The organism is Ezakiella peruensis (assembly GCF_900215725.1).
GTDB lineage: Bacteria > Bacillota > Clostridia > Tissierellales > Peptoniphilaceae > Ezakiella > Ezakiella peruensis.
Genome location: NZ_LT962471.1, coordinates 134995 through 160031, shown reverse-complemented (window position 1 = coordinate 160031; position 25037 = coordinate 134995). Strand labels below are relative to the sequence as shown.

The window sequence follows — 25037 nt, the reverse complement described above, 5'->3', positions numbered from 1 at the left end:
TGTTTCTTTTGTTTGAGTCCATAAAGGCATCTGGTCCGTATTCGTTGTATGTTTGGATCCAACCTTGAAGGGTTGTTTTGGGTATGTTGTTAATTTTTACAAATTTTCTAAGTGATAGTTTTGAGTTTAGATATTCTTCTACTTTTTTCTTTTTGTAGTCTTTGGTGTAGTCCATGTTCTCCTCCTTTTGTGTCCAATTTTCGGGGAACAGGACACCGAATTTTTCCTGATTGGATGCAACAATCTGAGGAAAATTGTGGACACCTCGCACACGGAGACTCGATGTCCCGTGGGCGAGATTATCGGCGAAATAGCGTTGTTGTTTGTATTCCAGCTTTATCCACACAACAACAAAAAACACCCACACTGAGGATATTTTTGGTGCGGATAAAGGGAGGTTTGTCCCCCCACGTTTATTTCGCGTTAAATTCGCGACATTCTCGCGGCCCTAATTTATTTCCCTCCTCGATGTGCTTGGAGCACACCTGCGTCGGCAAAAAATTGGTCCGCTTCGAATCTCATCGAATTTTCCTGCGAAATAGCGCGGGGTTTTGTATTCCCTCCACCTCCTTCATATTAAAAAACAGCACCACGATGGGTGCTGTTTTTTAATATGGTGCGGATAAAGGGATTTGAACCCCCACGATCTAGGATCACATGGCCCTCAACCATGCGCGTCTGCCAGTTCCGCCACATCCGCATATTTTTTATTGCCTATTTGGCCAAAGTCTGTGACTTAGCCTTGTTAATAGGGTATAATTAACTAGCTGGTATTCTTGATACCGTTATTTATTATACACTAAATAAAATTTTTTGTAAAGGGGTTTTTGATATTATGCTGAAAAATATAGACAAAGTTTGCGAATACTTCAAGGCTCAGGAGAAGGCTCCTGATAATTTACGGATGGGGGTTGAATTTGAGCATTTGCTTTTGGACTCACAGGCGCGGGCGCGTTCATATTATGATGCAGGTGGATCAAGGGACCTCTTTTTAGCTATGATTGACAAGGGTTGGAAGGGGAATTTCGAAGGCGAATTTGTGCTTTCAATCGAAAAGGACGGACTCATTATTTCAACTGAGCCGGGCGGCCAGCTGGAATTTTCAACTGACCCCTTGGAAAATCCATGCGAAGTTAAGTCGGAGCTCTTTAAATTTTACAGGGACGCAATCGATGCCCTTGAGCCTTTTGATTCCAACATTTACACTTTGGGTTTCCAACCTCTAAGTGATGTGGACGATATAAAAATTTTGCCCAAGGAACGCTACCACGCTATGTACAATTATTTTAAAACTGCTGGTACCATGGGCAAATTTATGATGAAGGGGACGGCCAGCGTCCAAGTGTCTTTGGATTTCCTGAACGAAAAGGACTACGGTCGCAAATATGCCTTGGCCAACAAGCTTTCAAATATTTTGTATATTTTATTTGACAATGTGGCCTTTAAAGGCGGCAGGCCAATCGACACTTACGCCTTTAGGTCCATGGTTTGGAACAACACTGACCGCAAGCGCTGTGGAACTTTTGAAGCTGCTTTTCGTCCTGATTTTAAATACGAGGACTACGCCAAATTTCTTTTATCAAATGATGCGATTTTCACTTTAAAGGACGGAGAATTTCACGCCTTCGATGGGACTATTGACCAGGCCATGACGGGTGCGTCAAAGAAGGAGATGGAGCACCTGATGACCATGGTTTTCCCAGACGTGCGGACCAAACGCTTTATAGAAATTAGGCAGGTGGACTCCATTCCTTACCCTTACAATCTGGGGGCTGTTGCACTTTTGAACTCAATCTTCTATAATAATGACAATATGGATCGGGTTTACAATTTGATTGGCGATTTGACTTTCAAGGAAAGCGAACGGGCCCGTCTTGAAATGTATGAAAAAGGGGCCAAGACAAAGATGATGGGTAAAACCATGGAGGCTTGGGGAGTGGATATTTTATCGGCCCTGGACTTTAAGGACTGCTTTAAGCCTTATATAGAAAAAATTGTACCCCTTATGGAGGGAAACACCCTCCGCAGGCAACAGATTGACAGGTGGAAGACTTACGCAACTTGTGACCATGCGATTGAGATTTGTAAAATGAATTTGGAGGATATTGATGTATAGCGACAAAAAAATTGATGAATATATTGAATTTGTAAAAAATGGCGACTATGTAGAGGATTTTAAGCGCTTGCAAGAATTGGCCTTGAAAAATGACGTGACCTATGACGGCAAGATAGTTCCTTTTACCTATCAGCCGCTATTGGTGTCCAAACGCGACAACGATGCCTTTAAATATATTGTGACGAGAACCAATGAGATTATCCGCAAGATTACTGAAAAATACCTGCACGACGAAAAATTCCGGGCGCTTTTTGGCTTTTCAAAAGAGCTGGAAGAGCTGATCCTTCACGATCCTCTATACGAAGTGCCAGTTGCCATTGGCAGGTACGATGTGTTTTTTAATTCTCTAAGCGACTTTAAATTCTGCGAGATAAATACTGACGGGTCATCGGCCATGAGCGAGGACTCAGGCTTAGCTGAGATTTTTGAAGATTCCAAAATCTTCAAGGACTTAAATTGGAATTTAAAATCCTTCGAGCTCTATGATTCATGGGTGAATAAGTCTTTGGACATCTACGATATGGCGATGGGCAGTCACCAGGGAATCACAGTTGCTATCGTGGATTTCAAGGGCTCAGGCACGCCAAAGGACTTTGTGAAATTCAAAGAGGCCTACGAAAAGGCAGGACTTAAAGCCATAATCGCCGATATGGAAGACTTGGTTTATGATGCAAATGAAAATGCCCTAAAATTCGATGGACAAAAGATTGACATGGTCTACAGGCGGGCTGTAACCAGCGAAATCATGGAAAAATACGATGAGTCCAAGGCCTTTATCGACGCCTACCTAAACGACGCCTTTATTTCAATCGGGTCCTTTAGGTCGCAAATCGCCCACAACAAGACCTTCTTTGAAGTCCTCCACCGCGAGGATGTCAAAGACGACATGGACATCGAAGACGTCATGTTTATAGAAGAGCACATTCCTTTTACAGCCAAGTTCCAAGGCGACGATGAATTTTTCGAAGAGATTGTCAGGGACAGGGCAAAATATATCTTTAAACCCAACGACCTCCGCGGGGCCCGGGGAGTTTTTGTGGGCAGCGAATATTCTGAAGCAGAATTCAGGGAAAAGGCAAAAGAAGTCTACAACAAGGACTTTATCTACCAAGAATATGTAGAGAAAAAATTTGTGAAATTTATTGAGCTGGACGAAAATGATGAGTGGCATGTGGTTGAACGGGCCAATATGCTGGGACTTTTCTCCTACAACGAAGCTTTCAAGGGCATCTACGGCCGCTTTGGCATAGACAACATTATAGGATCGGCCAGGGAGTACATCGCGGCACCAGCCTTTAAATACGAATAGGAGCATTTTATGGAAAAGAATGAAGGAGCAAGGGTTAGAAATATCGTAAAGTCTTACGGGACTGGCAATAGTAAAATCTATGCCAACAATGATATTTCTTTTGATATAAAGAAGGGCGAGCTAACGGTTATAGTTGGACCATCGGGCGCCGGTAAGTCGACTATTTTAAATATTTTGGGCGGCATGGACAGGCCGGACTCTGGGCAAATTATTGTGGACGGCGAAGACATTTCCCAGGCCACAGACGCCGAGCTCACCAATTACAGAAGGTACAAGATTGGTTTTGTCTTCCAATTTTACAACCTCATAAACAACTTAACGGCCAGGGAAAATGTGGAACTGGCCAGCCAAATTGTAGAAAATTCAATTCCTGCAGAGGTGATTTTGACCCAAGTTGGCCTGGACAAGCGGATGGATAACTTCCCTTCGCAACTTTCTGGCGGCGAGCAGCAACGCTGTTCAATCGCAAGGGCCTTGGCAAAACGCCCGTCAATTTTACTTTGCGACGAGCCAACGGGGGCGCTGGATTACCACACGGGTAAGCAAATTCTAAAACTCCTCCAAGACACGGCCAGAAAGACCAATACAACTGTTGTAATTATCACCCACAACACCGCCATTACCCCAATAGCCGACAAGGTTATAGAGATTTGGGATGCCAAAGTGAGGAACGTTTACGAGAACGAAAATCCCGTAGATATTGAAACGATTGAATGGTGATTTTATGAAGAAAAAAGCACTCTTAAAAGATATGTTAAGAGAGATCAAGAAAACACGCACCAGATTTTTATCCATAACAGCAATGATTATGGTGGGCGTGTTTGTTTTGGTGGGATTAAAAGTTACGGGCCCGGCCATGAGGGACAACGCGACCATGCACGCCGACAGGCAAAATATGTACGACATACAGATTGTGGGACCGGTGGGCATTGACGACGAGGACATAAGGCTCATAAATGGCGTGGACGGAATTAAAGACCTATACGCCGGCTATTCGGTTGATCTCAACTGGCCCGATGAAAAAATAAATATCAAACTAGAGTCGCTGAGCACTGACATTTCTGTGCCTGAAGTTATCGAGGGCCGCCTGCCTGAAAAAGAGGGCGAAATTTTAATCGAGGCAGTAAACACCTTTGACGATGTAAAGATTGGCGATCAAATTCAGTTTGCCAAGGAAGTTGACAAGTTCAAGGAAGACGACGATCCCGATTCCCTCAAAACTTATACTTACACGGTCGTGGGCAAGGCCATATCGACCGACTATATTATGCAGGGGCTTAAGGGCGTTAGCTTTAAGTCGGGGACCAGCATTGGGACCATCGGCTATGTGCTGGAAGAAAATTTTAACGAAGCAGACTACAGTTTTGTAAAATTAAGGCTGGAGGAAATCGCTGGGAAAAATCCAGAATCCTCAGCCTATATTAATCACGCTCGTGAAAAGAAATCTGAAATCAAAGACCTGCTTGCACCGCGTTCGACTATAAAATTCCAAGAGCTCAAGGATAAAAATCTCAAAAAAATCCGTGATGGCGAGGCCGATATCAAGGACGCCAAGGACCAGATTGCAGATGCCGAAGAGAAATTCAACGACGCCGAGAAAAAATTGGCAGACGCCAAGATCAAATTGGACGACGGGCAAAAGAAGATTGCCCAGGGCAAGCGCGACTTGGCCAAGGGCGAGGCTGATGCCAGAAAGGAAATGGCAGACGCCCAAGCCAAGATTGACGACGGCAAAATCCAATTGGCCGATGCCAAGAAGGAATTGGCCGACCACGAGACCGATTACAATGACGGATTAAAAAAATACAAGGACGGCCTCAAAAAATACGAAGACGGGGTCAAGGAACTCGACGACAACGAAAATAAAATTAAACGAGGCCTTAGAGAAGTTGAAAACGGTAAGGCCCAAGCCAATATGGGTATGAGCCAGGCCCAAGCGGCTCTTGGTCAAATCGATGCGGGCATTGGGCAAATCGAAGGGGCCATTAGCCAGCTGAGTGGTATTCCACAAGGGGCACCCGGCTACGATGAAGCTCAAGGAAAAATTGCTGGGCTGGAGGGGCAAAAGCAGGCTCTGATTAGTCAGAGGGCCCAAGCTGAAGCGGGGATTGCCTCTGCCAGCGCAGGTTTATCTGAAGCTCAACAAGCTGAGACCGATTTAAAAAATAAATTAAAAATGATAAATGAAGCTAGAGAAAAGCTTCCTGAAGAAAAGGAAAAACTTGACAAGGCCAAAAAAGAATTGGACGAGGGTAAGGAAAAGTTGGACGACGCCAAAGACCGTTTGGCCAGAGAAGAAAAGAAATTACTTGACGGCGAGGCCGAATTAAAAGATGCTGAGGCAAAATTAGAAAGAGAAATCAAAAAGGGCAATGACAAGATTGCCGACGCCATTATACAGTACAACGAAGGCAACCGCGAGTACATCGAGGGCAAGGCCGAGTATGACGAAAAGCTGGCCGACTTTAACAAGAAAAAGAAAGACGCCCTGGTGGACATTGCCGACGGCGAAAAGAAAATCGCCGACGCCAAGGAGATTATCAGGAATTTAAACGAGCCACACTTTGCAGTTCAAACCAGGAGGGACAACGATTCTCTTTACTTTATGTACGAATCTGCCAATAGCTTGGACTACGTTTCATGGATCTTCCCAGTATTTTTCTTCTTCATTGCAGTCTTGGTTTCAGTTGCAACCATGACGCGGATGATTGAAGAGGACAGGATTGACATCGGGACCTACAAGGCCCTGGGCTACGGCAAGATGGACATCTACCAAAAATATATTCTCTACGGGCTCATTTCCAGTTTGATCGGCGGTATCATAGGCGCCTCGCTGGGGTCAACCCTTTTACTCAAGGCAATTTACAAGGCCTATAGCGCCTCCTTCGTTATTAAAAAATTGCAAATCACCCCATCCATTGGCATAAACATTACGGCCATCATGGTTGGAGTTTTGGCAAATGTGCTTACTATAATCTTGGTTATCAAGAGAACTCTGAAGGAAAATGCAGCTAGCCTCTTGAGACCAAAGGCCCCAAAGAAGGCCAAGAAGATTTTGATAGAAAAAATTCCATTTATATGGAATCGCTTGAGTTTCCTAAACAAGGTTACTCTTAGAAATGTTTTCAGATATAAATCCAGGATGTTTATGACCATCTTTGGCGTGGCGGGCTGTACGGGACTTATCTTCCTGGGCTTCTCGCTCAAGGAAGCCATTGGAGGCATGGACAAGCGACAATTCGAAGACGTCTACACCTATCAAGTCACGATTACGACAGACAACTCTTTACCAAAAGACGGCCTTGACGACCTGCAAAAGTTCTTGGACTCTGATGATGTAGAGGCCTACACACAGATGCACATGGACCAACTTCTCTTGGAAGCCGAAGAGGGCAAGGACCAACAAGTTCAACTCATGGTTCCGGAAAATCCAGACGATTTCGCCAACTTCGTCCATTTGAAGAGGGAAATTTATTTGAGAAAGCCAGTCGAATTGAATTTAGACAGGCCACTAATGAGCCGTAAATTGCAAAATTATTTGACAGGCGGCAAGCTGACTTTACAGGATTCAAATCTGCAAGATTTCCAAGTGGCTGTTGATCCGGCAGATTGGTTTGACTTCTACATTGGCCACGCCATAGTAATGACTCAGGCCGACTATGAAAAATTCTTTGACGAGGACTTCGAGGCAAACGCTTACCTGGTAAAATTAAAAGACCCAAAGGCTTCAGCGAAAGCAATCGAAGGCCTCCGCGACAATAGCTCGATTCTTACCATCACCAACTTCGACGACAATTTAAAAATCATCGAAGACTGGATGGGATCGATTAGGATAATCACTGTGGTCATCCTACTTTGCGCGGCAGCCCTGGCCTTTGTCGTCTTGTATAATCTAACCAATATAAATATCAGCGAAAGGATGAGAGAGCTCTCAACCGTAAAAGTTTTGGGCTTTAACTCCAAAGAGCTAACCAATTATGTTTACAAGGAAACCATTATGCTTTCGGTTATAGGGATCCTAGTCGGGTTCTTGGTCGGCTGGGGCATGCTGGGAGTAGTTAGCGAAATCCTAAGCCCCGACGACATACAGATGAATCTCTTGTTGACCTATAGGCCATACTTGTTCTCAGCCATAATTACCATGGTCTTTGTATTCTTGATTAGAGGAATTGTGGTAAGGCAGTTGAGGGAGATTGATATGGTGGAGTCCCTCAAATCCTACGAATAATTTTTCGTACTATTTCGCGTTAAATCCGCGACATTCTTGCATCTAAATTTATCCCGCTCCTCGATGTGCACTCAAGCACACCTGCGTCGGGGATAAATTTGCTGCTTCGAATCTCATCGGATTTTCCTGCGAAATAGTTACGAAAAATGTCATATTTCGCGTTAAATTTGCGGTTAAAATTGCGGCTTTTTGCAGTGCTCGACTTTTTCGTCACTGCGGCGTAGGCTCTACTACGCCTCATTCCTAAAAAGTCTCAAGCTACAAAAATCCATCAATTTTTCCTCGCAAATTTAGAGATATAAAAAGGCAAAGAGAAAATAAAAACTAAAAAATAACGCGAAGCGTTGGTAGCGGCCACTTTATTTTGGCCAAATTTTTTAGTTTCTATCTTATCCTTCTACTCAAAATTTGTGAGGGAAAACGGATGAGATTCACGAAGTGCAGAAATTTTGCGAATGAGGTGGGCTTACTGCCCTCCGCAGTGAGCAAAGATTTCGAAACGAGTGGAGGTCGCCGTTTTAACCACAAATTTTTTTGGTTGGTTTTCTTATATTTAAGCCTTGTGCTATAATGGGGGTGGAGGGATGAATGGGAACTTTTGATATTATTATTGCCCTGATTGTTGGGGCGGTATTAATTTTTTATATGGTGTCGGGCTTGGCCAAGGGATATTTGGTTCAGATGACATGGATTTTGGCGATTTATTTTTTGGTCAGGATTTTTGTGGGCTTGGAGGACTTGGAGATTTTAAATAGGATTGATAAGTTTGTGGCCTTTGTTATGATGATTTTGTGGATTCAAAAATATAAGTACTTAAAGGAGGGGTCAGATGAGGATTGAGATTGAAAATATTGGCAAGATTAGGCGGGCGGATGTAGATTTATCGACGGTGGCGGTTTTGGCAGGAGAAAATAACTCGGGCAAATCGACGGTGGGCAAGGTTTTGTATTCCATTGCCAGGGCCATGGACGAGTGTGCGGACTTAGGAGTTAAGCTCAGTGAAGACTTTGACGAGGTCCTCCGTTTTGAGGCGGACAAGGGGTCCGTTAAGATTGAGGGCGACATGGTTTGCGACTTGCATGTGGATGATGATGGACAGATTCATTCAGGAGATTTTTCCAAGGGAGATTTTAATTTTATTTACATTGACGATCCAAATATTTTGGATTTCAAGGTGGGAGCTCCTTATTTGCCGGAGGTTTTAAATTCTAGGCGGATAGATCTTATCAATATGTTGGCAAATAAAAATGGCCAGGGCTTTGCCAGTGAGAGAATAAACGCTCTTGTGGATGGAGATTTAATTGTAAAAAACAATGAGTTTTTCTACAGCAAAAACGAGGGGCTTTCCATGCACAACACCTCGTCGGGGCTCAAGATGTTTTTAATTTTGAAAACTCTTTTTGCCAATGGCTGGGTGGGCAACAAGTCGGTTTTGATTTTTGACGAGCCTGAGGTCCATCTTCACCCAGAGTGGCAGCTGGTATTTGCCAAGATTTGTATTGACCTGGTGAAAAAATACCAGGCCAGGATTTTACTAAACACCCACAGCCCGTATTTGGTCGAGGCCTTTGAGGTTTATTCTGCCAAGGAAAAATTAAATGCCAAATTTTATCTGACCGAAAACTCCAAGGACTTTGCAGACATTGTCAACGTGACCAAGGATATCGATCTCATTTACAAGGGCCTGGCCGAGCCTTTTTCTAAGTTGGAAGCTGAGGCCTATGAATAAGTTATTCGAGAAAAATTTAAGGACCCTCAAGGACATTTCAATCGATAACCACGATCCATCTAATCCCGAGTACATGACCGAGTCAGACGAGATGGCCGTGGACTTTGACCGGGTCAAGGAAGATTATGTATATGAAAAGGAATTATATTATCATCCCAAGTCTGCGGACGCTCTTGTAGACCGTGACGGGAATCTCACTATGATCGAGTTTAAAAACGGGACTGTCGACAGGGACTTGGTCCGGGATATTAAGGAAAAAATGCTGACCTCGGCCCTCATTTATTCGGATATTACTGGCAGGGACTTGGAATTTATCAGGTCAAAGATGGATTTTATTCTCGTTTACAATTATAAGAAAAATCCCTTCAAGGCCAACAAGGTTTCCAATTCATTTTACAAGGACCAACTGAAGCGGGGGATTTTTAAGAAGGCCAAGCTCCGCTACAGGCAATTTGGCCTGGACCAGTACGAGGGCTTTATATACAAGAATGTCTACACCTATTCCATGAGAGACTTTCGCCAGGAATTTACAGGCGACCCCAATAAATCTGATGATTAATAACACAAAAAGAGCAAGAGGATTTTCTCTTGCTTTTTTAATGAGATGATTTGTAGGAATAATTCACCCCCGAACCCTCAATTTTTGTTTTGTTGTATGTATTTTATGAATATATATTTGATTTTTATGTGATGTGGCTTTCGTAGAAGAATTCAATTTTTATTTTTAGCGAGACTCTTGGGCGACATTCTCCTCAACTTTTAGGGCAAGACTTTTGCGGGCGACATAAAGTCGCCCCTACAACGTTCTGAACAATATCCGTAGGATAAATTGTATTCATCCATCCCATTACAACAAAAAAGCCAGCCGATTTTGCTGGCGAAATTTAATTTTATTTTCTTACATAGGTCACATATTTAAAATGTAGGCCGATGTCCTCCATCATTTGAGATTCTTCGGCGATGACAAAGCCATGGTCCTCGGGGTCGCCTATGCCCGTGTCGGCATCGAAGGTCTCAAAGACTCGGGTCATCAGAATCTTACTGATGTCCGGATAGAGCTTCTTGGTTAAACTTGCTCCGCCCACAAAATATCCCTTGGGGTCATTGGTGAGTTCCTCTTTAAATTCGTCGAAGTCGTGGATGACCTTGTCGGCCTTGGGAACCTGGCCCCGTGACAAAACGATTATCCGTCTGCCTTTGAGTGGCCCCATATCGTCAAAGGTCTTCCGCCCGCAATACAAATTTTTCCCCATGGTAATTTCCTTGTAGCGGGCCAGGTCTTTGGGTATGTGAAAGAGCATGGTCCCGTCCTTGCCAATATTAAAATTGCCATCGCAGGCCATTATCAGAGTTATTTGCTTTGAAAGCCCACTATTATGTCCATGTTCCATTCCTTGTCGTCCTCCTTCTTTAAAATTTCCATTGCTTGCCTCTTGATGTCTTCTCTTGAATGCAGGTCGTCTTCGCTAATGGCAAGAGTTACATAATTTTCCTTGTCCATAATGAGGTCATAGACGCCCATAACTCCGTCGATATTTTTCAAAAGTCTCTTGATATGAAGGAGTTTAGTGTCTTGGATAAGGGGCTCAACGTGGACGACCAGGTCGATGTTTGCACTCTGCCTCAAGTTTGCAGTGATCATTTCAATTTCGTCGTGGACTTCTTTGACCGTGAGATTTGGGTCGACTTCCACGTCCGCAGTCGCGATGACCTTGCCCATGGACTGTCTGTCAACATAAATATCGTGGACGCTATTAATGAGGTCAGACTTATTCAAGGCCTGGACAATCGTATCTATGTCACTGGTCATTGGGCTCGGTCCAACCAGAGGTGTCACCGTGTCCTTCAAAGTTTCAAAAGCTTGGTAGAGGATAAGGATTGAAATCAAAATCCCTAAGGCTGCGTCCAGCCATTCGTGGCCAGCAAAGAAAAATGATGAGACCAATATAAAGGTCGAGATAATTATATCCATGAGGGCGTCTTGGCGGTTAGCCACAAAAATTGTCGCTTTGTGTTTCTTGTATTCGATATGATTGAGATGGACAAAGCCTGCCTTCAATACGATTGATAAAATCAAAAAGGCTCTGCCAATGGTATCCACATCAGGCGTCCGCGGATGGATCAAAACCTTGACCGAGGATATAAAAAATTGAATGCCCACAATAGCTGTAAAAATTGCAATTACAAAGCCTGCAATGTATTCCGCCCGGGCGTGGCCGTAGGGGTGGCCCTTGTCGATAGGCTTTTTGGATAATTTAATGCCAATATAAGTTACCACTCCCGTCAGAGAGTCGCAGGCGTTGTTAATTCCGTCAGTAAAAAGAGAAATAGACTGGCTCATGAGGCCTAAGATAATTTTTGGAATGGCGATAATCAGGTTCATGATAATCCCGATTAGGCCAACTCTTTCTCCGCTAGTATTGTTCATAGTCATCCCCCTCTATAATTTCGTTATCGTCAGGTCCATAATCTCGGGCGTAAGTGTCCGGCAGATAATATTTGACATGGTCTGAGTAATAAATAAAACTTGATATAGTAAAAGCACTAATAATGAGTGACAAAATATTTGAAATAAAATCCAAGCCCAAGCCTGCGTAGATCTTGGCTGGGTCTGGGATAATTTTCATAAGATTTTCATAAGTTAAGCTTAAGATAGTGTTTAGGAAAACTATAAAGAGAATTTTCTTCCAGAAATTTTTGTTCTTAAAGGTCTCAGTCAATCTGTCCCAAGCTTCTCCCATTTTGACCCTGGTGTCGTCCATAATGGAGATGAAGAAGACCTGAACAAAAAAGAGAATTGCTGCCAGGCCAAAGGCAAGGATAAGAGTTCCGATAGTTCCGATGGCAGAAAGCAAAAAGTATGCGATTATCATATAGATGGTGAGCATTAGGAAGGCCAAAATTGAAGTCCAAAATATTTTCCCCAAGCCTTTTAAAAATAAGTTGGACTTGCTTGCCCAAGCATCAAAGTCCTTAGCCTTAAGGAAAAACAAAAAGATAAAATAAGCCTCGATGACCAAGTTGGCCAAGTCTATCCAAATGGAAGAGTTTGAAAGCTTGATCTTCAAATAGGTCTCCAGATGTTCTGGCGAGTAATTAGCCCCTAAGTTGCCATGGATAATATATGGGACAAGGGGAAGGACCGTCATGAGGATCGCAATAATCAAGGTCGCTACCGCCATCTTATTCCACAAAAATTCTCCGCTGGCTGTAAGTAATTGGAAGGAAGAGCAATCCTCTTCCTCCCTATTTAATCTTTTTAAATCTTCGTAATAATTTTTTTGATACATTTATACTCCTAGATTACAAAATCTCCATTCTTGAAGATTTGGTGTTCTTTGCCGTCCTTGTCGATGCCAACGATAGACAAAGTTTCGTCGCCAATCATAAAGTCGTCGTGGATTTGTGAGTCGTTGATGCCATGGGCCTTGAGCTCTTCGTCATTCATGTCGACTCCGCCTTCCACGCAAGTTGGATATGCAGCGCCCAGTGCCAGGTGGCAGGAGGCGTTTTCATCAAAGAGGGTGTTGTAGAAAATGAGACCTGAAGTGTTGATTGGGCTCTTGACACTTACAAGTGCAACTTCGCCCAGCCTGCAAGCACCTTCGTCGCGGCTGATTAATTCCTTCAATTGGTCTTCGCCTTTTTTGGCGCCAACTTCAACTGCCTTGCCGCCTTCAAAACGAATCCAGAAATCTTCGACCAGGGTTCCGCTCAAATTGAGAGGCTTTGTCGCATAAACAATCCCTTCAGCCACACGGTTGTCTGGTGCTGTAAAAATTTCTTCGGTTGGCAGGTTAGGTAGGAAACGATAACCCTTGTCGTCCTTGGATTCCGCACCCACCCAGATGTGATTTTCTGGGAGTCCTATCCTAAAGTCCGTTCCGCGGTCGGTCTTGTAATGGAGTTCTTTTAATTGCAAGTTGTTTAGGACCTCACCCCTCTTTGCTAGCTTGTCCAAGTGTTCTTCCCAAGCTGCAACTGGGTCTTCGTGGTCCAGTCTAACAGTTTTGAAAATCTCTGTTTTTAATCTTTCAAAGGCCTCGTCTTCGTCCAGGTCAGGGAAAACATTTTTGGCCCAGGCCTTGGTTGGGTAGCCCACAACTGTCCATGAGTTGATGTCGTTCATGGTGTATTTCATGGCAGGCTTCATAACCTTTGATGAAGCGCGATTTCTAATTTGTAAACGCTTTGGATCGATACCCTTAAATAAATCTGGGTCAGATCCTGTAATGGAAATAAAGGCGACTCCGTCTTTGATGTAGTCCATGCGTTCGTCCAGCCTGTACTCGCCAAAGTGGGCCAGCCTTTCTTCACTCATGCCCTCCATATTTAATCTGGATAAAACTTCGTCAGCTATATTTACCTTTACCTCAGCGGCCCCACATTCGTAGGCCATCTTTGTGAGCTCTCTGGCAAAGGGCAGGTTTTCTGTGTTGGCGTTGATCCAGATGATTGGATTTTCGCGTTTTTGTACGGCTAGGGCCTCTTTGATAATAAGTTCTGCATATTTTTTGTCGTTCATAATCAATCTCCTTTTATTTTTTATTTTTGTTTTTATTTTTATCGTCAGGGGTCTTTTGAATGAGTGGCTTGGTCTTTAGAGCTGTCTTTGAGGGCTTCTTCATCTCTTCGTATTCGTCTTCGTCGTCAAAGTCCTCGTCGTCCAAGTCCATATCCATATCCAAATCAATCTCCTCAACCTCAACATCGTCGATTTCAATATCGATATCCTCGATGTCAACGTCTTCTATGTCGTCAATATCATCAAGGTCTTCGATGCCCGACATCTTCATGAGCTTGGAGATTTCCTCCTCGTCATCTTCGCCGTCGTCCAAGTCAAAGTCCTCTTCCATAGAAAACTTAAGTAAAGACAAGCAAGTATCAGGCCTAAACTTACCCTTCTTGATGTGGGCCTTACCTTCTTTGATTTCCTCTTCGGTCGGGATCGCCCCGTTTTCATCGGCAAAAGGATCTCCAGGCACAGGAATTTCCAAGCCGTAAACTGCAAAGAGATAATTTAATATATCCCGGTCGTAGATTTCGTTTAAAATCAAAAACTTGTAAATCAGATGTTCATTGGTGTTTTCCATGTGAAAATTGCAGGCATTTAAAAGTTCAAAAAAGACTTCAAAGCTGGGCTCAATTTCATAGGTCATGGTTAGAGTTTGACCATGATCCCAAGGCCACTTGCGTTTAGGATTTAAAAATTTAAGTAAAGTGTCGGCCTTGTCGTGGGCAATAATCTTGGATTTTGATTTCAAAACCTTTCTGATCACGGCCTTGTAATCGATGAGCATTTCCCTCTCGGCCTTGTCCTCAAGCTCATCAGGGTAGAGCTCTGTTGCCAGTTCGTTGGCCATCTTAAAGTATTCAAAGTTATTTATATAGTCAATCTTATCCATAAAAACCTCCTCTAAGTTAAAGATTTGCACATATAATCATAAATAATACATACCCATTATCTTCTATTAATAATAGGAATGGAGAAAAATAAAAGGCAAAGGCAATTTTTATTTGTAAAGTCGGAGGCGGAGAATTATAAAAAAATATTGGGATTTAAATTTCAAAACTTACGGCCACAGAAAGTCAAAAAAATTTACAATTTGAATTTAAAAAGTCGTCGCCGCAAAAATCTAAAAAAATTTTACTTTTTCCCATCCAATCTTTCGACCCAAAATAAATCCCATTTTAATCACAAATTTGTTTGACAATTGTTTTGCTTTTTGATACAATTGGGTATATATTGAAGGGACAAGAGAATATTCTTTTAGGGATTTACATATTTTTTCTAGAAATTTTATCTACATATTCAAACAAGCGTTTTTGGATATGTAGATTTTTTTATGTTTTTATGAGGGAACTCACAAATATATATTTTAAGGAGGAGCTATGCTATTAAAATTAGAAAATATTAGTGCAAGTATCGATGACAAGGAGATTTTAAAGGGCATTAATCTGGATGTTAAGCCTGGCGAAGTCCACGTTGTAATGGGCCCTAACGGGTCCGGCAAGTCCACACTTGCAAATGTTATTATGAATACAGGTGGCTACACCGTTACAAATGGTAAAATTATTTTTAAAGGGGAAGATGTTACGGATGAAGGCCCAGAAAAGCGCGGCCGCATGGGCATGTTTATGTCCTATCAAAATCCTGTTGACATTCCTGGTGTTACACTCGAAAATTTTATCAGGGCAAGCATGAAGGCCCGCGACAAGGAAGTTGGATTTTTTGAACTCCGCGACAAGATGGACGCCGTAATGGAAGAGCTCCACATGGATCCTTCTTACAAGGACAGATATGTAAACGTTGGTTTTTCTGGCGGTGAAAAGAAAAAATCTGAAATTTTGCAACTCTTGATGCTAGAACCAGAACTCGCCATCCTTGACGAAACTGACTCAGGCCTCGACGTCGACGCCATTGACGTGGTCGGCCGCGGCATTGAAAAGTTTAGGGAAAGAGACAACTCCAGCCTGATTGTAATCACCCACCACCACGAAATCCTTCGCCATGTTTACAGCGATTACGTTCACGTAATTATGGACGGCAAGCTGGTCAAGACTGGCACAGAAGATTTGATGCAAAGAATTGATGCAGAAGGCTTTGGTTTTTTGAGGGGATAATATGACACAAAGAAAAAGAACGCAAGTTGATGATATAGAAAGAGGGGTCTACGATACCATTTCCGACGTCAAGTTTAGAAAAAAACTCGACAATGGTTTGACTTATGACATCGTAAGGGCCATCTCAAAAGAAAAAAACGAACCTGAGTGGATGTTGGACCTCCGGTTAAAGGCTGTAGATATTTTCTACAAGCTAGAAAATCCTGTTTGGGGTCCGGACTTGAGCGAAGTAGACTTGGATAACATCTCCACCTACATCAGCCCTGATGCAGATATGGAAGACAATTGGGAAGCTGTGCCAGACGAAATCAAAACTATGTTTGATAAGCTGGGCATTCCTGAAGCCGAAAAGAAATCTCTATTATCTGGTGTTGGCGCTCAATTTGACTCAGAGGTCGTCTACCACAATGTACAAAAAGAATTAACCGACCAAGGCGTTATATTTTTGGACTTCGACACAGCCGTCCAAGAACACGAGGACTTGGTTAGAAAATATTTCCAAAAGGCAATCCCAGCCGGCCTCCACAAGTACGCCGCCCTCCACTACGCAGTTTGGTCAGGGGGGACCTTCGTATACGTGCCAAAAGGAGTTAAGGTCGAAGTGCCCCTGCAAACTTATTATCGTTTGAACGCACCGGGCGCTGGCCAATTTGAACACACCATGATTATCGTGGACGAGGGAGCCTCATGCAGGTTTATCGAAGGCTGTTCTGCTCCTAAGTACAATGTTTTAAATATTCACGCGGGGTCTGTTGAACTCTTCGTCGAAGAAGGGGCTCACTTGAACTTCACTTCAATTGAAAACTGGTCCAGGAATATGTATAACCTAAACACCAAGAGGGCAGTTGTCGAAAAGAACGGCCACATTGAATGGGTGGGCGGATCTTTTGGTTCAAAAGTTTCCATGCTCTATCCGGGATCAATTTTAAACGGGGAAAACGCAATTTCAGACAATCTGACCTTAAACTTTGCCGGCAGCGGACAAATTATTGAATCGGGCGTACAAATTTTCCACAATGCGCCAAACACCATGAGTAATGTCGACTCAAGGTCCATTTCAAAATCAGGCGGCATTTCAGTCTTTAGGTCCACGGTTAAGTTTGCCAAAAACGCCCACGGATCAAAGTCAGCCGCATCTTGTGAATCGCTCATGCTGGATAACGAATCCAGGGCCGATACCATTCCAGTAATTATTAACTCTTGCCCAGACGCTGTTGCCGGCCACGAAGCCGCTATCGGCAAGGTCGACCAAGAGGTCCTCGACTACATGATGAGCAGGGGCCTGGGAGAAGTCGAAGCCAAGTCCATGATCGTTCGCGGATTTGCTGAGCCAATCTCCAGAGAACTTCCGCTCGAATATGCTGTTGAGATGAACAATTTAATCAATCTGGAACTAGAAGGAACTGTAGGTTAGGTGATAGTATGCAAGTAAATAAAATTTCATTTCCAACATTTAAACACTTAAAAGTAAATCACACGGAAATTAGGGACGAGGAAATCCTAAAGGGTTTTGACCTCCTATACGCCAGTGATTTAAATCCAATAGAAGTTAAAGACACAGAAATCAAAAGACAAGTTCAAAATACCGACGGCTGGGCCATTGAGGGCGATCACTTTATCGTCCTTGAAGGCGGCCAAGTGCAAAACGGAATCATCTTTACAGGCCAAGACAAGCAAGCCCAAAGGCTCAAAATCGAGCTGCAAAAAAACGCAAAGGCCAAACTCTTTTTCCTCTACGATTTAAAGGGGGGAGACCTGCTGGCCGACGTGGAATTTATTGTAAACGAAGGCGCCGAGCTTGAAATGGGCATGGTTTTCCTTGAAGGCAAAAATATTTATTACAACATCCATTCGCATTTGAAAGAAGAAAACGCCAAGATGCACATGGAGGCAGCTTACTTTGCAGGCGACGGATCAAATTACGACATCAATCTGGAAGTCATCCACGACTCCAAGGAAACCGAAAGCTTACTCAATATGAACGGGGTCCTGGACGATGGGGCATCCAAGCTTTACAAATACAATATCGATTTTCCAAAGGGCTGTTACGGGTCCAAGGGCGAAGAAACTGAAACGGTTATTGCCATTGGCGACGATTTTAAAAACGTAACCGTGCCTATCCTTTTGGTTGGCGAAGACTCAATCGAGGCCGCCCACGGGGCAACCCTCAAGCAGCCTGACGAAAGGGCCATCGACTATATCAGCTCACGGGGAATCGACAGGGATACGGCCACACTCATGGTAGTGGAAGGCCACTTCCAAGCAGCCATGGACATGATGGACAAGGATACCAAGGACCTGGCCATGAAGAGGCTGGAAGAAATTATAAGGGGAAGATAAAATGCTAGACGCAAGACAAATCAAAAAAGATTTTCCAATCCTGACCGAGGGCGCCCACTATTTGGACTCGGCTGCGACAACTCAAAAGCCGCAGGCAGTTTTGGATGCAGTCATGGATTACTACAAGTCTGCAAACGCAAACCCCCACAGGTCGGCCCACAAATTTGGCCAAGCGGCGACGGAAGCTTATGAAAACGCCAGGGCCACCGTAGCAAAATTTATAAATGCAAAATCCGAAAGGGAAATCGTCTTTACCAAAAACGCGACTGAATCCTTAAATATACTCTCCAATTATTTTATGAGGAAATTACAAGAGGGCGACGAAATCTTGATTACAATCGCCGAACACCACGCCAACTTTGTCAACTGGCAAGAAGTGGCAAAGGCGACTGGGGCAAAGCTGGTCATCGGATATTTAAATGACAAAAGAGAGTTGGACATAGACGAATTTTTATCAAAGGTAAACGCCAAGACCAAGGTCGTATCATTTCAAGAGGCGTCAAATGTCACAGGCTATATTACAGATGCCAAAAAATTGATCAAGGAAATTCGCAATAAATCTGACGCGACAATCATCGTGGACGGGTCCCAATCCGTTCCCCACAAGAAAACTGACGTGGTCGATATGGACTGCGACTTTTTGGCCTTCTCCGGCCACAAGATGCTAGCCCCCATGGGCATCGGCGTTTTGTATGGCAAGGAAGAAAAGCTAAATGAACTTAGTCCCCTCCTTTACGGGGGCGACATGATTGAATACGTCTACGAGACCCACGCGACTTATCTGGATGCGCCAGCCCGCTTTGAAGCAGGCACGCAAAATGTAGGCGCAGCTGTGGGATTGGCAGCGGCCATAGATTATTTAAATGCCATCGGCATGGACCAGGTCCACACCTATGAGGACCACTTGGCTGAAATCGCTTACAATAAATTATCTGCCATCGACGGCGTGCAAATGTACACGGCCGACTCCAAGGACAGGCTTGCAGTTATGTCTTTTAATATTGCAGACGCCCACCCACACGACATAGCGACGATTTTAGATACCAGGGGAGTCATGGTAAGAAGCGGCCACCACTGCGCCCAACCCTTGCATAGATATTTGGGCAGGCCATTTTCCGCCCGCGCATCATTTTATATTTACAACACAGAAGACGAAATCGACAAACTAGTCGAGGCCATACAATATGTAAAGGAGGTTTTAAAAATTGGATCTAGATAGAATATACACAGATTTAATCTTGGAGGCCTCCACATCCAAGAAAAACCAAAGGGAAATTGAAAATCCTGATGTGGAAGAGCTGGGCCACAACCCATCATGCGGGGACGAAATTACAATCGTGGTCAAATTTGACGGCGACAAAATTGCAGACGCGTCTTATCATGGGGAAGGCTGTGCCATATCAAAGGCCTCCACGTCCTTTATGATCGATACAATCAAAGGACAGACGATTGATGAGGCCAAGGTCATCATCCAAAGCTATTTGGATATGATCAGGGGCGAAAAGCTCACGGCCGATCAAATGAAAAGCCTAAAGGACGCCAGAGTCCTCGAGAATATTAAAAACATGCCAGCCAGAGTAAAGTGTGCGACCCTTTCATGGCACACCATGCAAAATATCTTGGCTGACAAATAATTTTTGTAGATAGAAAAAAATTGTGAAAAAATACTTTTCAAGAAAAAATCTAAAGACAAATAAAATCCGCAAAAACATTTGCGAAAAATAAAAATTTTAAGAAGAGGCCCCGGCCTCTTTTTTGTTTGGGAAAAATCACCTAAAAGAAATAATTATAAAAAATATTTATTAGACATATAAAGAAAATCATTGACATAATATATATATATATATAATGAAACTATATAGGTAATCTATAAATATTCAAATTTGGAGGAGACTATGAGAAAAATAATAAGCATCTTGCTCACACTCGCAATGATCTTACCAATGGTCGCCGTGCCAGTAAAGGCAGCGCCAGTAAGCGTAGGAACATTTGACGATCTGAAAGCAGCAATAGAAAATGCAGAAAACGGGGATGTTATTACTGTTACGAAAAATATAGAACTAACAGAAACCCTTGTTATTAGTGGTAAAAACATAACATTCAGTGCAAACAATCTCTTTATAAATGCAAGGGATGCTTTAATAACTGATCAAGTAAAGAACACTATGTTTGTCATTAAAGATTCAAGTGTTAAATTTGAAAATTTAACCTTAAGTGGAAGCGAGAAAAATAGAATTATTTATTCTGAAAATTCTACTATTGAATTAAACAATGCTAGCATAAGTAACGGTTGCCCAGGAAGCGATTCCACAATAAATCCAGGTGGAGGAATCTTTTTAAGAGGCGGCTCATTAACTGCAACTAAAACTGTTTTTACAAACAATAAACCTGGCACAAACACAAAACTTCCACAAGGTGATGGAGATTTAAACGGTGGTGCTATTTATTCAGGAAGCACTAAAGCTGATATTAAAATCACTGGTGGATCTTTTGTAGATAATGAGGTAAAAGCCTACGGACACGGCGCAGGTATTTATCAAGAAAATGGTACTTTAAATGTAACAGGAACAGCTTTTAAAAATAATAAAGGTCACGTTGAAGGTGGCAATGCCGGAACCCAAGGTGCATGCATCCACACAAGAGACAAGGTAACTGCTACAATTTCTGGTGTTACAGCTGAAATCGCAAAAGGCTTTAATACTGGTGGTTTTTTAAGATCATGGAAAAGTAATGTAACAGTTACCGATTCTACATTTACAATATCTGGCCTAGGAGATGGATATGGTTATAGCGGTGGAGCCTTGTGTTTTGAAAACGGTAAAAGTAAAGTAGAAGGTTCAAAATTTACATGCACTGGATCAAAACTATACCACGCAGGGGGCTTTATCGACATCGTCGGTGGTGGAGAACATATAATTGATAATAACACCATGACAGGAGCTGGTAAAGGAAATGGTACGGAAATAGCTTCCTTTGGTGGAGCTATCAGTGTAGAAGAAGGTGCAAATGCAACCGTTACTATTAAAGGCAATACAATAACAGGAGCATCTGCTTCTGATAATGGTGGCGCTATTGCCATTGGTACACATAAAGGTAAAAGCACACCATCAACAGTAACTATGAGCGGAAATAAAATTTCTGATGGCGGAACTCTAATTTGGGGTGGTCAAGCTGGTGGTGCAGTTTTTGTAGGTCCTGGAGCTACAGTTACTATGACAGGCGACACCGTTTCAAGTAACAGAGCAGCACTTGGTGGTGGAGTATATAACGAAGGTACTTTAACAATAAGTGGTGGCTCATCATTAACAGGCGGACAAGGTGGTAAGCTTGGTGGAGAAATTTATAATAACGGAGTCTTAACAGTCGATGAAGCAACAATTAACGGTGGATTTGTTGGACTTTCAACTTGGGAATATACTCCAAGCCACGGAAAAAATAATGAATATGCTGGAGTTAACATTTACGCACAAAAAGATGTAACCATAACTCCAAAAGCAAATATTACAACAGGCAAAGACGTAAGAGTTTTAGACGGACAATCCAAAATACTTTTAACAGGAGCCTTAACAAAAGAAATTGATGTTTCTGTAAGTGAAATTGTAGGAGGCAGTGAAAAGGCTAGTAGAAAAGTTGGCTTTGTTGTTGCAGCTGGTAAAGATGGTTATACTGCAACATATAATGATGCAAATAAACTCCATTATATTTCAAAAGATACAACTCAAGCAAGAGCAGAATTTGGCGATCAAGAAAGCACTGGAAAATGGGATTTTGTTTTAAATCCACAGTCAAAGAAAGTTGTCCTTGGTCAAAGGGTAAAACTAACCTTAGATGCAAATGGAGAGGCTGGTACTCCTGCTAAATTTGAAGATGTTAATCAAGGTCGAGATGATGAGAAAGGTATATTAACAAAATTACCATCTGAAGACAAGAAAGAAGATATTTATGACATTTATGCAACAGGACCAAAATCAGCTATATTGGCTCCTGAGCCAATGCGCAAAGGTTATGCTTTTACAGGTTGGTATAAAGAAGCAAAAGTAAATGATGATGCAGCTGACGAAAATAAATCTGGTAAAACTCTAGTTAAAGAACAAAAACTTGTTGAAGGCACTGGTGAAATCACATCTATAATTGATCCAAATGAATATGAACTTTATGCTGGTTGGGAAAAAGTTATTTTGGTTGAAAAAGTTTGGGACGATAATAATGATAAATATGGTAACCGTCCAGATAAAGTTACAGTTAAGCTATTATCAGGTGGTGCTTTATTAGCAAGCCCAATAGAACTTAATGCCAAAAACAATTGGAAGGGTGAATTTAGAAACATTAGAGTACCGAAAATTTTTAGAGGATATCAAGTCAAAGAAGAGCCAAAACAATATACTGGATATGAAGTAGGCGTTGTAACTGGCGATGACATAAATGGTTTTACAGTTAAAAACTCAACTGAGTTTATAACTATAGAAGGCAGTAAGACTTGGGAACACGGCGTAAATCCAAAAGAAAAACAACCAACTGAAGTTACTGTAACTTTATATGAAGACGGAAAAGCTACAAATAATTCTAAAACAGGCAATTCTTGGAAATTTGAAAAACTTCCAAAATATAAAAACAAACAAGAAGTAAAATACACTTTAGAAGAAACTCCAGTAGATCATTACACCTCAACTAAGAGTGATGATGGATATAGTTTTACAAATACTTTTACAAATAAGTATAAAGTAATATATGAATTTAAGAGCGGAACAGAAGGCAAAAATTTACCAGCAGCAATTGAGGGATACAAACCAACTGATGATACTGAATATGCTGATGGCGCAACAGTAACTGCAAAGCAACCAACACAAACATCATATGAAGATACAACAAATAATGGCACATGGACATTTACTTCATGGGATGCAGATTCAAAGACAATAGATGGTGCCGATGTAAAATTTGTAGGCACATGGACATTTGCAGAAAAAGAACCAGAACCGACTACAAAATATAAAGCAACATATGAATTTAAGAGTGGAACAGAAGGAAAAGATTTACCAGCAGCAATTGAAGGATACAAACCAACAGATGATGCCGAATATGAAGATGGTGCTACAGTAAACGCAAAGCAACCAACACAAACATCATATGAAGATACAACAAATAACGGCACATGGACATTCACTTCATGGGATGAAAATTCAAAAACAATAAATAAAGCTGATGTAAAATTCATAGGTACTTGGACTTTTGCTGCAAAACCACAAACAAAATACAAAGTAACCTATGAATTTAAGAGCGGAACAGAAGGAAAAGCACTTCCAGCAGCAATTGAAGGATACAAACCAACAGATGATGCCGAATATGAAGATGGTGCTACAGTAAACGCAAAGCAACCAACACAAACATCATATGAAGATACAACAAATAACGGCACATGGACATTCACTTCATGGGATGCAGATTCAAAAACAATAGATAAAGCTGATGTAAAATTCATAGGTACATGGACTTTTGCAGCTAAACCTGATCCAAAACCAGAATCTGACTTCTCAGTTACAAAGACTGTTGATAAGCAAACTTACGAAAAAGCTGGCGAACAATTAAAATATAAAGTTGTTGTAAAAAATACTGGCGAAAAGAAGTTAGAAAACTTAACCATCACAGACTCACTAGTTGGAAGTGATAAATTAGGTGACGACACGACTTTTGACTTAGAAGTAGGGGCAGAAAAAACTTTTGAATACACTTATACAGTTACAGAAGCTGATGTAACTGCAAAAAAAGTTACAAACACTGCGACAGTAACTCACGGCAAGGATTCTAAAGTTGATAGCACAACTTCAACATWAAAAGAAGACGAGCCACAACCAGAACCACAACCAGAGCCAAAGCCTGAACCAGATCCTGGTTATTGGTATGAACCTAGTCCTCCATATTTGAGAGAAGATCCAAAGGAAGAACCTGAAGAACCTATTGAAGAAGAACCTATAGAAAGGCCTGAGCTCAACAAGGATGACCACAAGATTTATATGTTTGGTTACCCTGACTGGACTTTCAAACCTGAAGGCGAGATGACCAGGGGCGAAGCAGCTGCTATGTTTGCAAGGCTCTTCAAGGAATATCCAGGCGACAATTACAACTACCACGAAGATTTTTCCGACGTGGATGAAAATTACTGGTGCTACAAGGAAATCGCTTACCTGGCAGAGTGGGGCATCATCAATGGTTACGAAGATGGTACTTTTAAACCTGATAACAAGATTTCCAGGGCGGAATTTGTAAAGATTGTTGAAAGTTTTGAAGCTTTGCAAACTGGTACAAATCCTTACAGTGACGTGACCGAGACTTACTGGGCTTACAAGTATATTGTTTCATCTTCTGCTAAGGGATGGATCAACGGTTACTTGGATGGAACTTTTAAACCGGACAATAATATTTCCAGGTCAGAGGCGGTCAAGATTGCCAACAAGTTGGTAAATAGACACCCAGACAAGGATTTTATTGATAGAAACAAATATCTTTTGAAAGATTTTATTGACCTGCCAACTAGCCACTGGGCTTACTACGAAATCCACGAGGCTGCCAATGGTCACATCTTTGAAAGATTGGCAAACGGTATGGACGAAAGGTGGTTGGAAGTCAACGAAGAAAGATTCGTCTTCACCCCACCAAAATACCATTACAACAAGTAAAAAATTAAAGAGATGGA

18 protein-coding genes and 1 tRNA gene are annotated in these 25037 nt (G+C 42.2%); 13 read left to right on the top strand and 6 right to left on the bottom strand.

All coding sequences use genetic code 11. From position 1 onward, the window contains the following. Positions 1-614: 614 nt before the first annotated feature. Positions 615-700, bottom strand: a tRNA-Leu gene (locus tag CUU59_RS07525). Positions 701-835: 135 nt separating this feature from the next. On the opposite strand from CUU59_RS07525, the gene CUU59_RS07520 reads away from it, so the two are divergent. The 7 genes from CUU59_RS07520 (at position 836) to CUU59_RS07490 (ending at position 9941) form a co-directional block, all read left to right on the top strand. Beyond that, positions 836-2116 carry a glutamate-cysteine ligase family protein gene (locus CUU59_RS07520; protein ID WP_099951349.1) on the top strand — a complete coding sequence of 427 codons (1281 nt, stop codon included), beginning with the start codon at positions 836-838 and terminating at the stop codon, positions 2114-2116. Further along, positions 2109-3425 (top strand): ATP-grasp domain-containing protein, encoded by a 1317-nt coding sequence (locus CUU59_RS07515; protein ID WP_099951348.1) that lies wholly within the window; start codon positions 2109-2111, stop codon positions 3423-3425. Before CUU59_RS07520 ends, CUU59_RS07515 begins: the two co-directional genes overlap by 8 nt. Positions 3426-3434: 9 nt before the next feature. Beyond that, positions 3435-4145 (top strand): ABC transporter ATP-binding protein, encoded by a 711-nt coding sequence (locus CUU59_RS07510; RefSeq protein ID WP_099951347.1) that lies wholly within the window; start codon positions 3435-3437, stop codon positions 4143-4145. A gap of 4 nt (positions 4146-4149) precedes the next feature. Beyond that, positions 4150-7653 (top strand): ABC transporter permease, encoded by a 3504-nt coding sequence (locus CUU59_RS07505; RefSeq protein WP_099951346.1) that lies wholly within the window; start codon positions 4150-4152, stop codon positions 7651-7653. A gap of 588 nt (positions 7654-8241) precedes the next feature. Further along, positions 8242-8493, top strand: a complete 252-nt coding sequence (locus CUU59_RS07500; protein ID WP_099951345.1) for a hypothetical protein — start codon at positions 8242-8244, stop codon at positions 8491-8493. Further along, positions 8483-9382, top strand: coding sequence for an AAA family ATPase (locus tag CUU59_RS07495; protein WP_099951344.1), 900 nt, complete (start codon positions 8483-8485; stop codon positions 9380-9382). The genes CUU59_RS07500 and CUU59_RS07495 overlap by 11 nt, the downstream gene beginning before the upstream one ends. Further along, complete coding sequence (locus tag CUU59_RS07490) at positions 9375-9941, top strand: hypothetical protein (RefSeq protein WP_099951343.1); 567 nt, start codon at positions 9375-9377, stop codon at positions 9939-9941. Before CUU59_RS07495 ends, CUU59_RS07490 begins: the two co-directional genes overlap by 8 nt. 331 nt (positions 9942-10272) lie before the next feature. On the opposite strand, the gene CUU59_RS07485 is transcribed toward CUU59_RS07490, so the two are convergent. Genes CUU59_RS07485 through CUU59_RS07465 form a run of 5 tightly spaced genes read right to left on the bottom strand, consistent with a single transcriptional unit; the run spans position 10273 to position 14787 of the window. Next, a complete protein-coding gene (locus CUU59_RS07485; RefSeq protein WP_099951342.1) occupies positions 10273-10773 on the bottom strand; it encodes a dihydrofolate reductase in 501 nt (166 codons plus the stop codon). Then, positions 10734-11810 carry a cation diffusion facilitator family transporter gene (locus CUU59_RS07480; RefSeq protein WP_169922893.1) on the bottom strand — a complete coding sequence of 359 codons (1077 nt, stop codon included), beginning with the start codon at positions 11808-11810 and terminating at the stop codon, positions 10734-10736. The genes CUU59_RS07485 and CUU59_RS07480 overlap by 40 nt, the downstream gene beginning before the upstream one ends. Continuing rightward, positions 11797-12672 carry a hypothetical protein gene (locus CUU59_RS07475; protein WP_099951340.1) on the bottom strand — a complete coding sequence of 292 codons (876 nt, stop codon included), beginning with the start codon at positions 12670-12672 and terminating at the stop codon, positions 11797-11799. The genes CUU59_RS07480 and CUU59_RS07475 overlap by 14 nt, the downstream gene beginning before the upstream one ends. An 8-nt stretch (positions 12673-12680) precedes the next feature. Next, the gene (locus CUU59_RS07470) at positions 12681-13907 is read right to left on the bottom strand and encodes an aminopeptidase (protein ID WP_245870580.1); all 1227 of its coding nucleotides are present in this window, start codon (positions 13905-13907) and stop codon (positions 12681-12683) included. Between the two features lie 13 nt (positions 13908-13920). After that, entirely contained in the window at positions 13921-14787 is an 867-nt protein-coding gene (locus CUU59_RS07465; protein ID WP_099951338.1) for a hypothetical protein, read from the bottom strand. Positions 14788-15274: 487 nt separating this feature from the next. Between CUU59_RS07465 and sufC the strand changes: the two genes are divergently transcribed. The 6 genes from sufC (at position 15275) to CUU59_RS07435 (ending at position 25020) form a co-directional block, all read left to right on the top strand. Next, a complete protein-coding gene (gene sufC, locus CUU59_RS07460; RefSeq protein ID WP_099951337.1) occupies positions 15275-16006 on the top strand; it encodes a Fe-S cluster assembly ATPase SufC in 732 nt (243 codons plus the stop codon). Between the two features lies 1 nt (position 16007). Continuing rightward, entirely contained in the window at positions 16008-17420 is a 1413-nt protein-coding gene (gene sufB / locus CUU59_RS07455; protein ID WP_099951336.1) for a Fe-S cluster assembly protein SufB, read from the top strand. An 8-nt stretch (positions 17421-17428) separates the two neighbouring features. Continuing rightward, positions 17429-18346, top strand: coding sequence for a SufB/SufD family protein (locus CUU59_RS07450; protein ID WP_099951335.1), 918 nt, complete (start codon positions 17429-17431; stop codon positions 18344-18346). A gap of 1 nt (position 18347) precedes the next feature. Continuing rightward, positions 18348-19565 (top strand): aminotransferase class V-fold PLP-dependent enzyme, encoded by a 1218-nt coding sequence (locus tag CUU59_RS07445; RefSeq protein ID WP_099951334.1) that lies wholly within the window; start codon positions 18348-18350, stop codon positions 19563-19565. Further along, positions 19552-19980 carry a Fe-S cluster assembly sulfur transfer protein SufU gene (gene sufU, locus CUU59_RS07440; RefSeq protein ID WP_099951333.1) on the top strand — a complete coding sequence of 143 codons (429 nt, stop codon included), beginning with the start codon at positions 19552-19554 and terminating at the stop codon, positions 19978-19980. Before CUU59_RS07445 ends, sufU begins: the two co-directional genes overlap by 14 nt. 261 nt (positions 19981-20241) lie before the next feature. Further along, a complete protein-coding gene (locus CUU59_RS07435) occupies positions 20242-25020 on the top strand; it encodes an SHIRT domain-containing protein (protein WP_099951332.1) in 4779 nt (1592 codons plus the stop codon). The last annotated feature ends 17 nt before the right edge of the window (positions 25021-25037 follow it).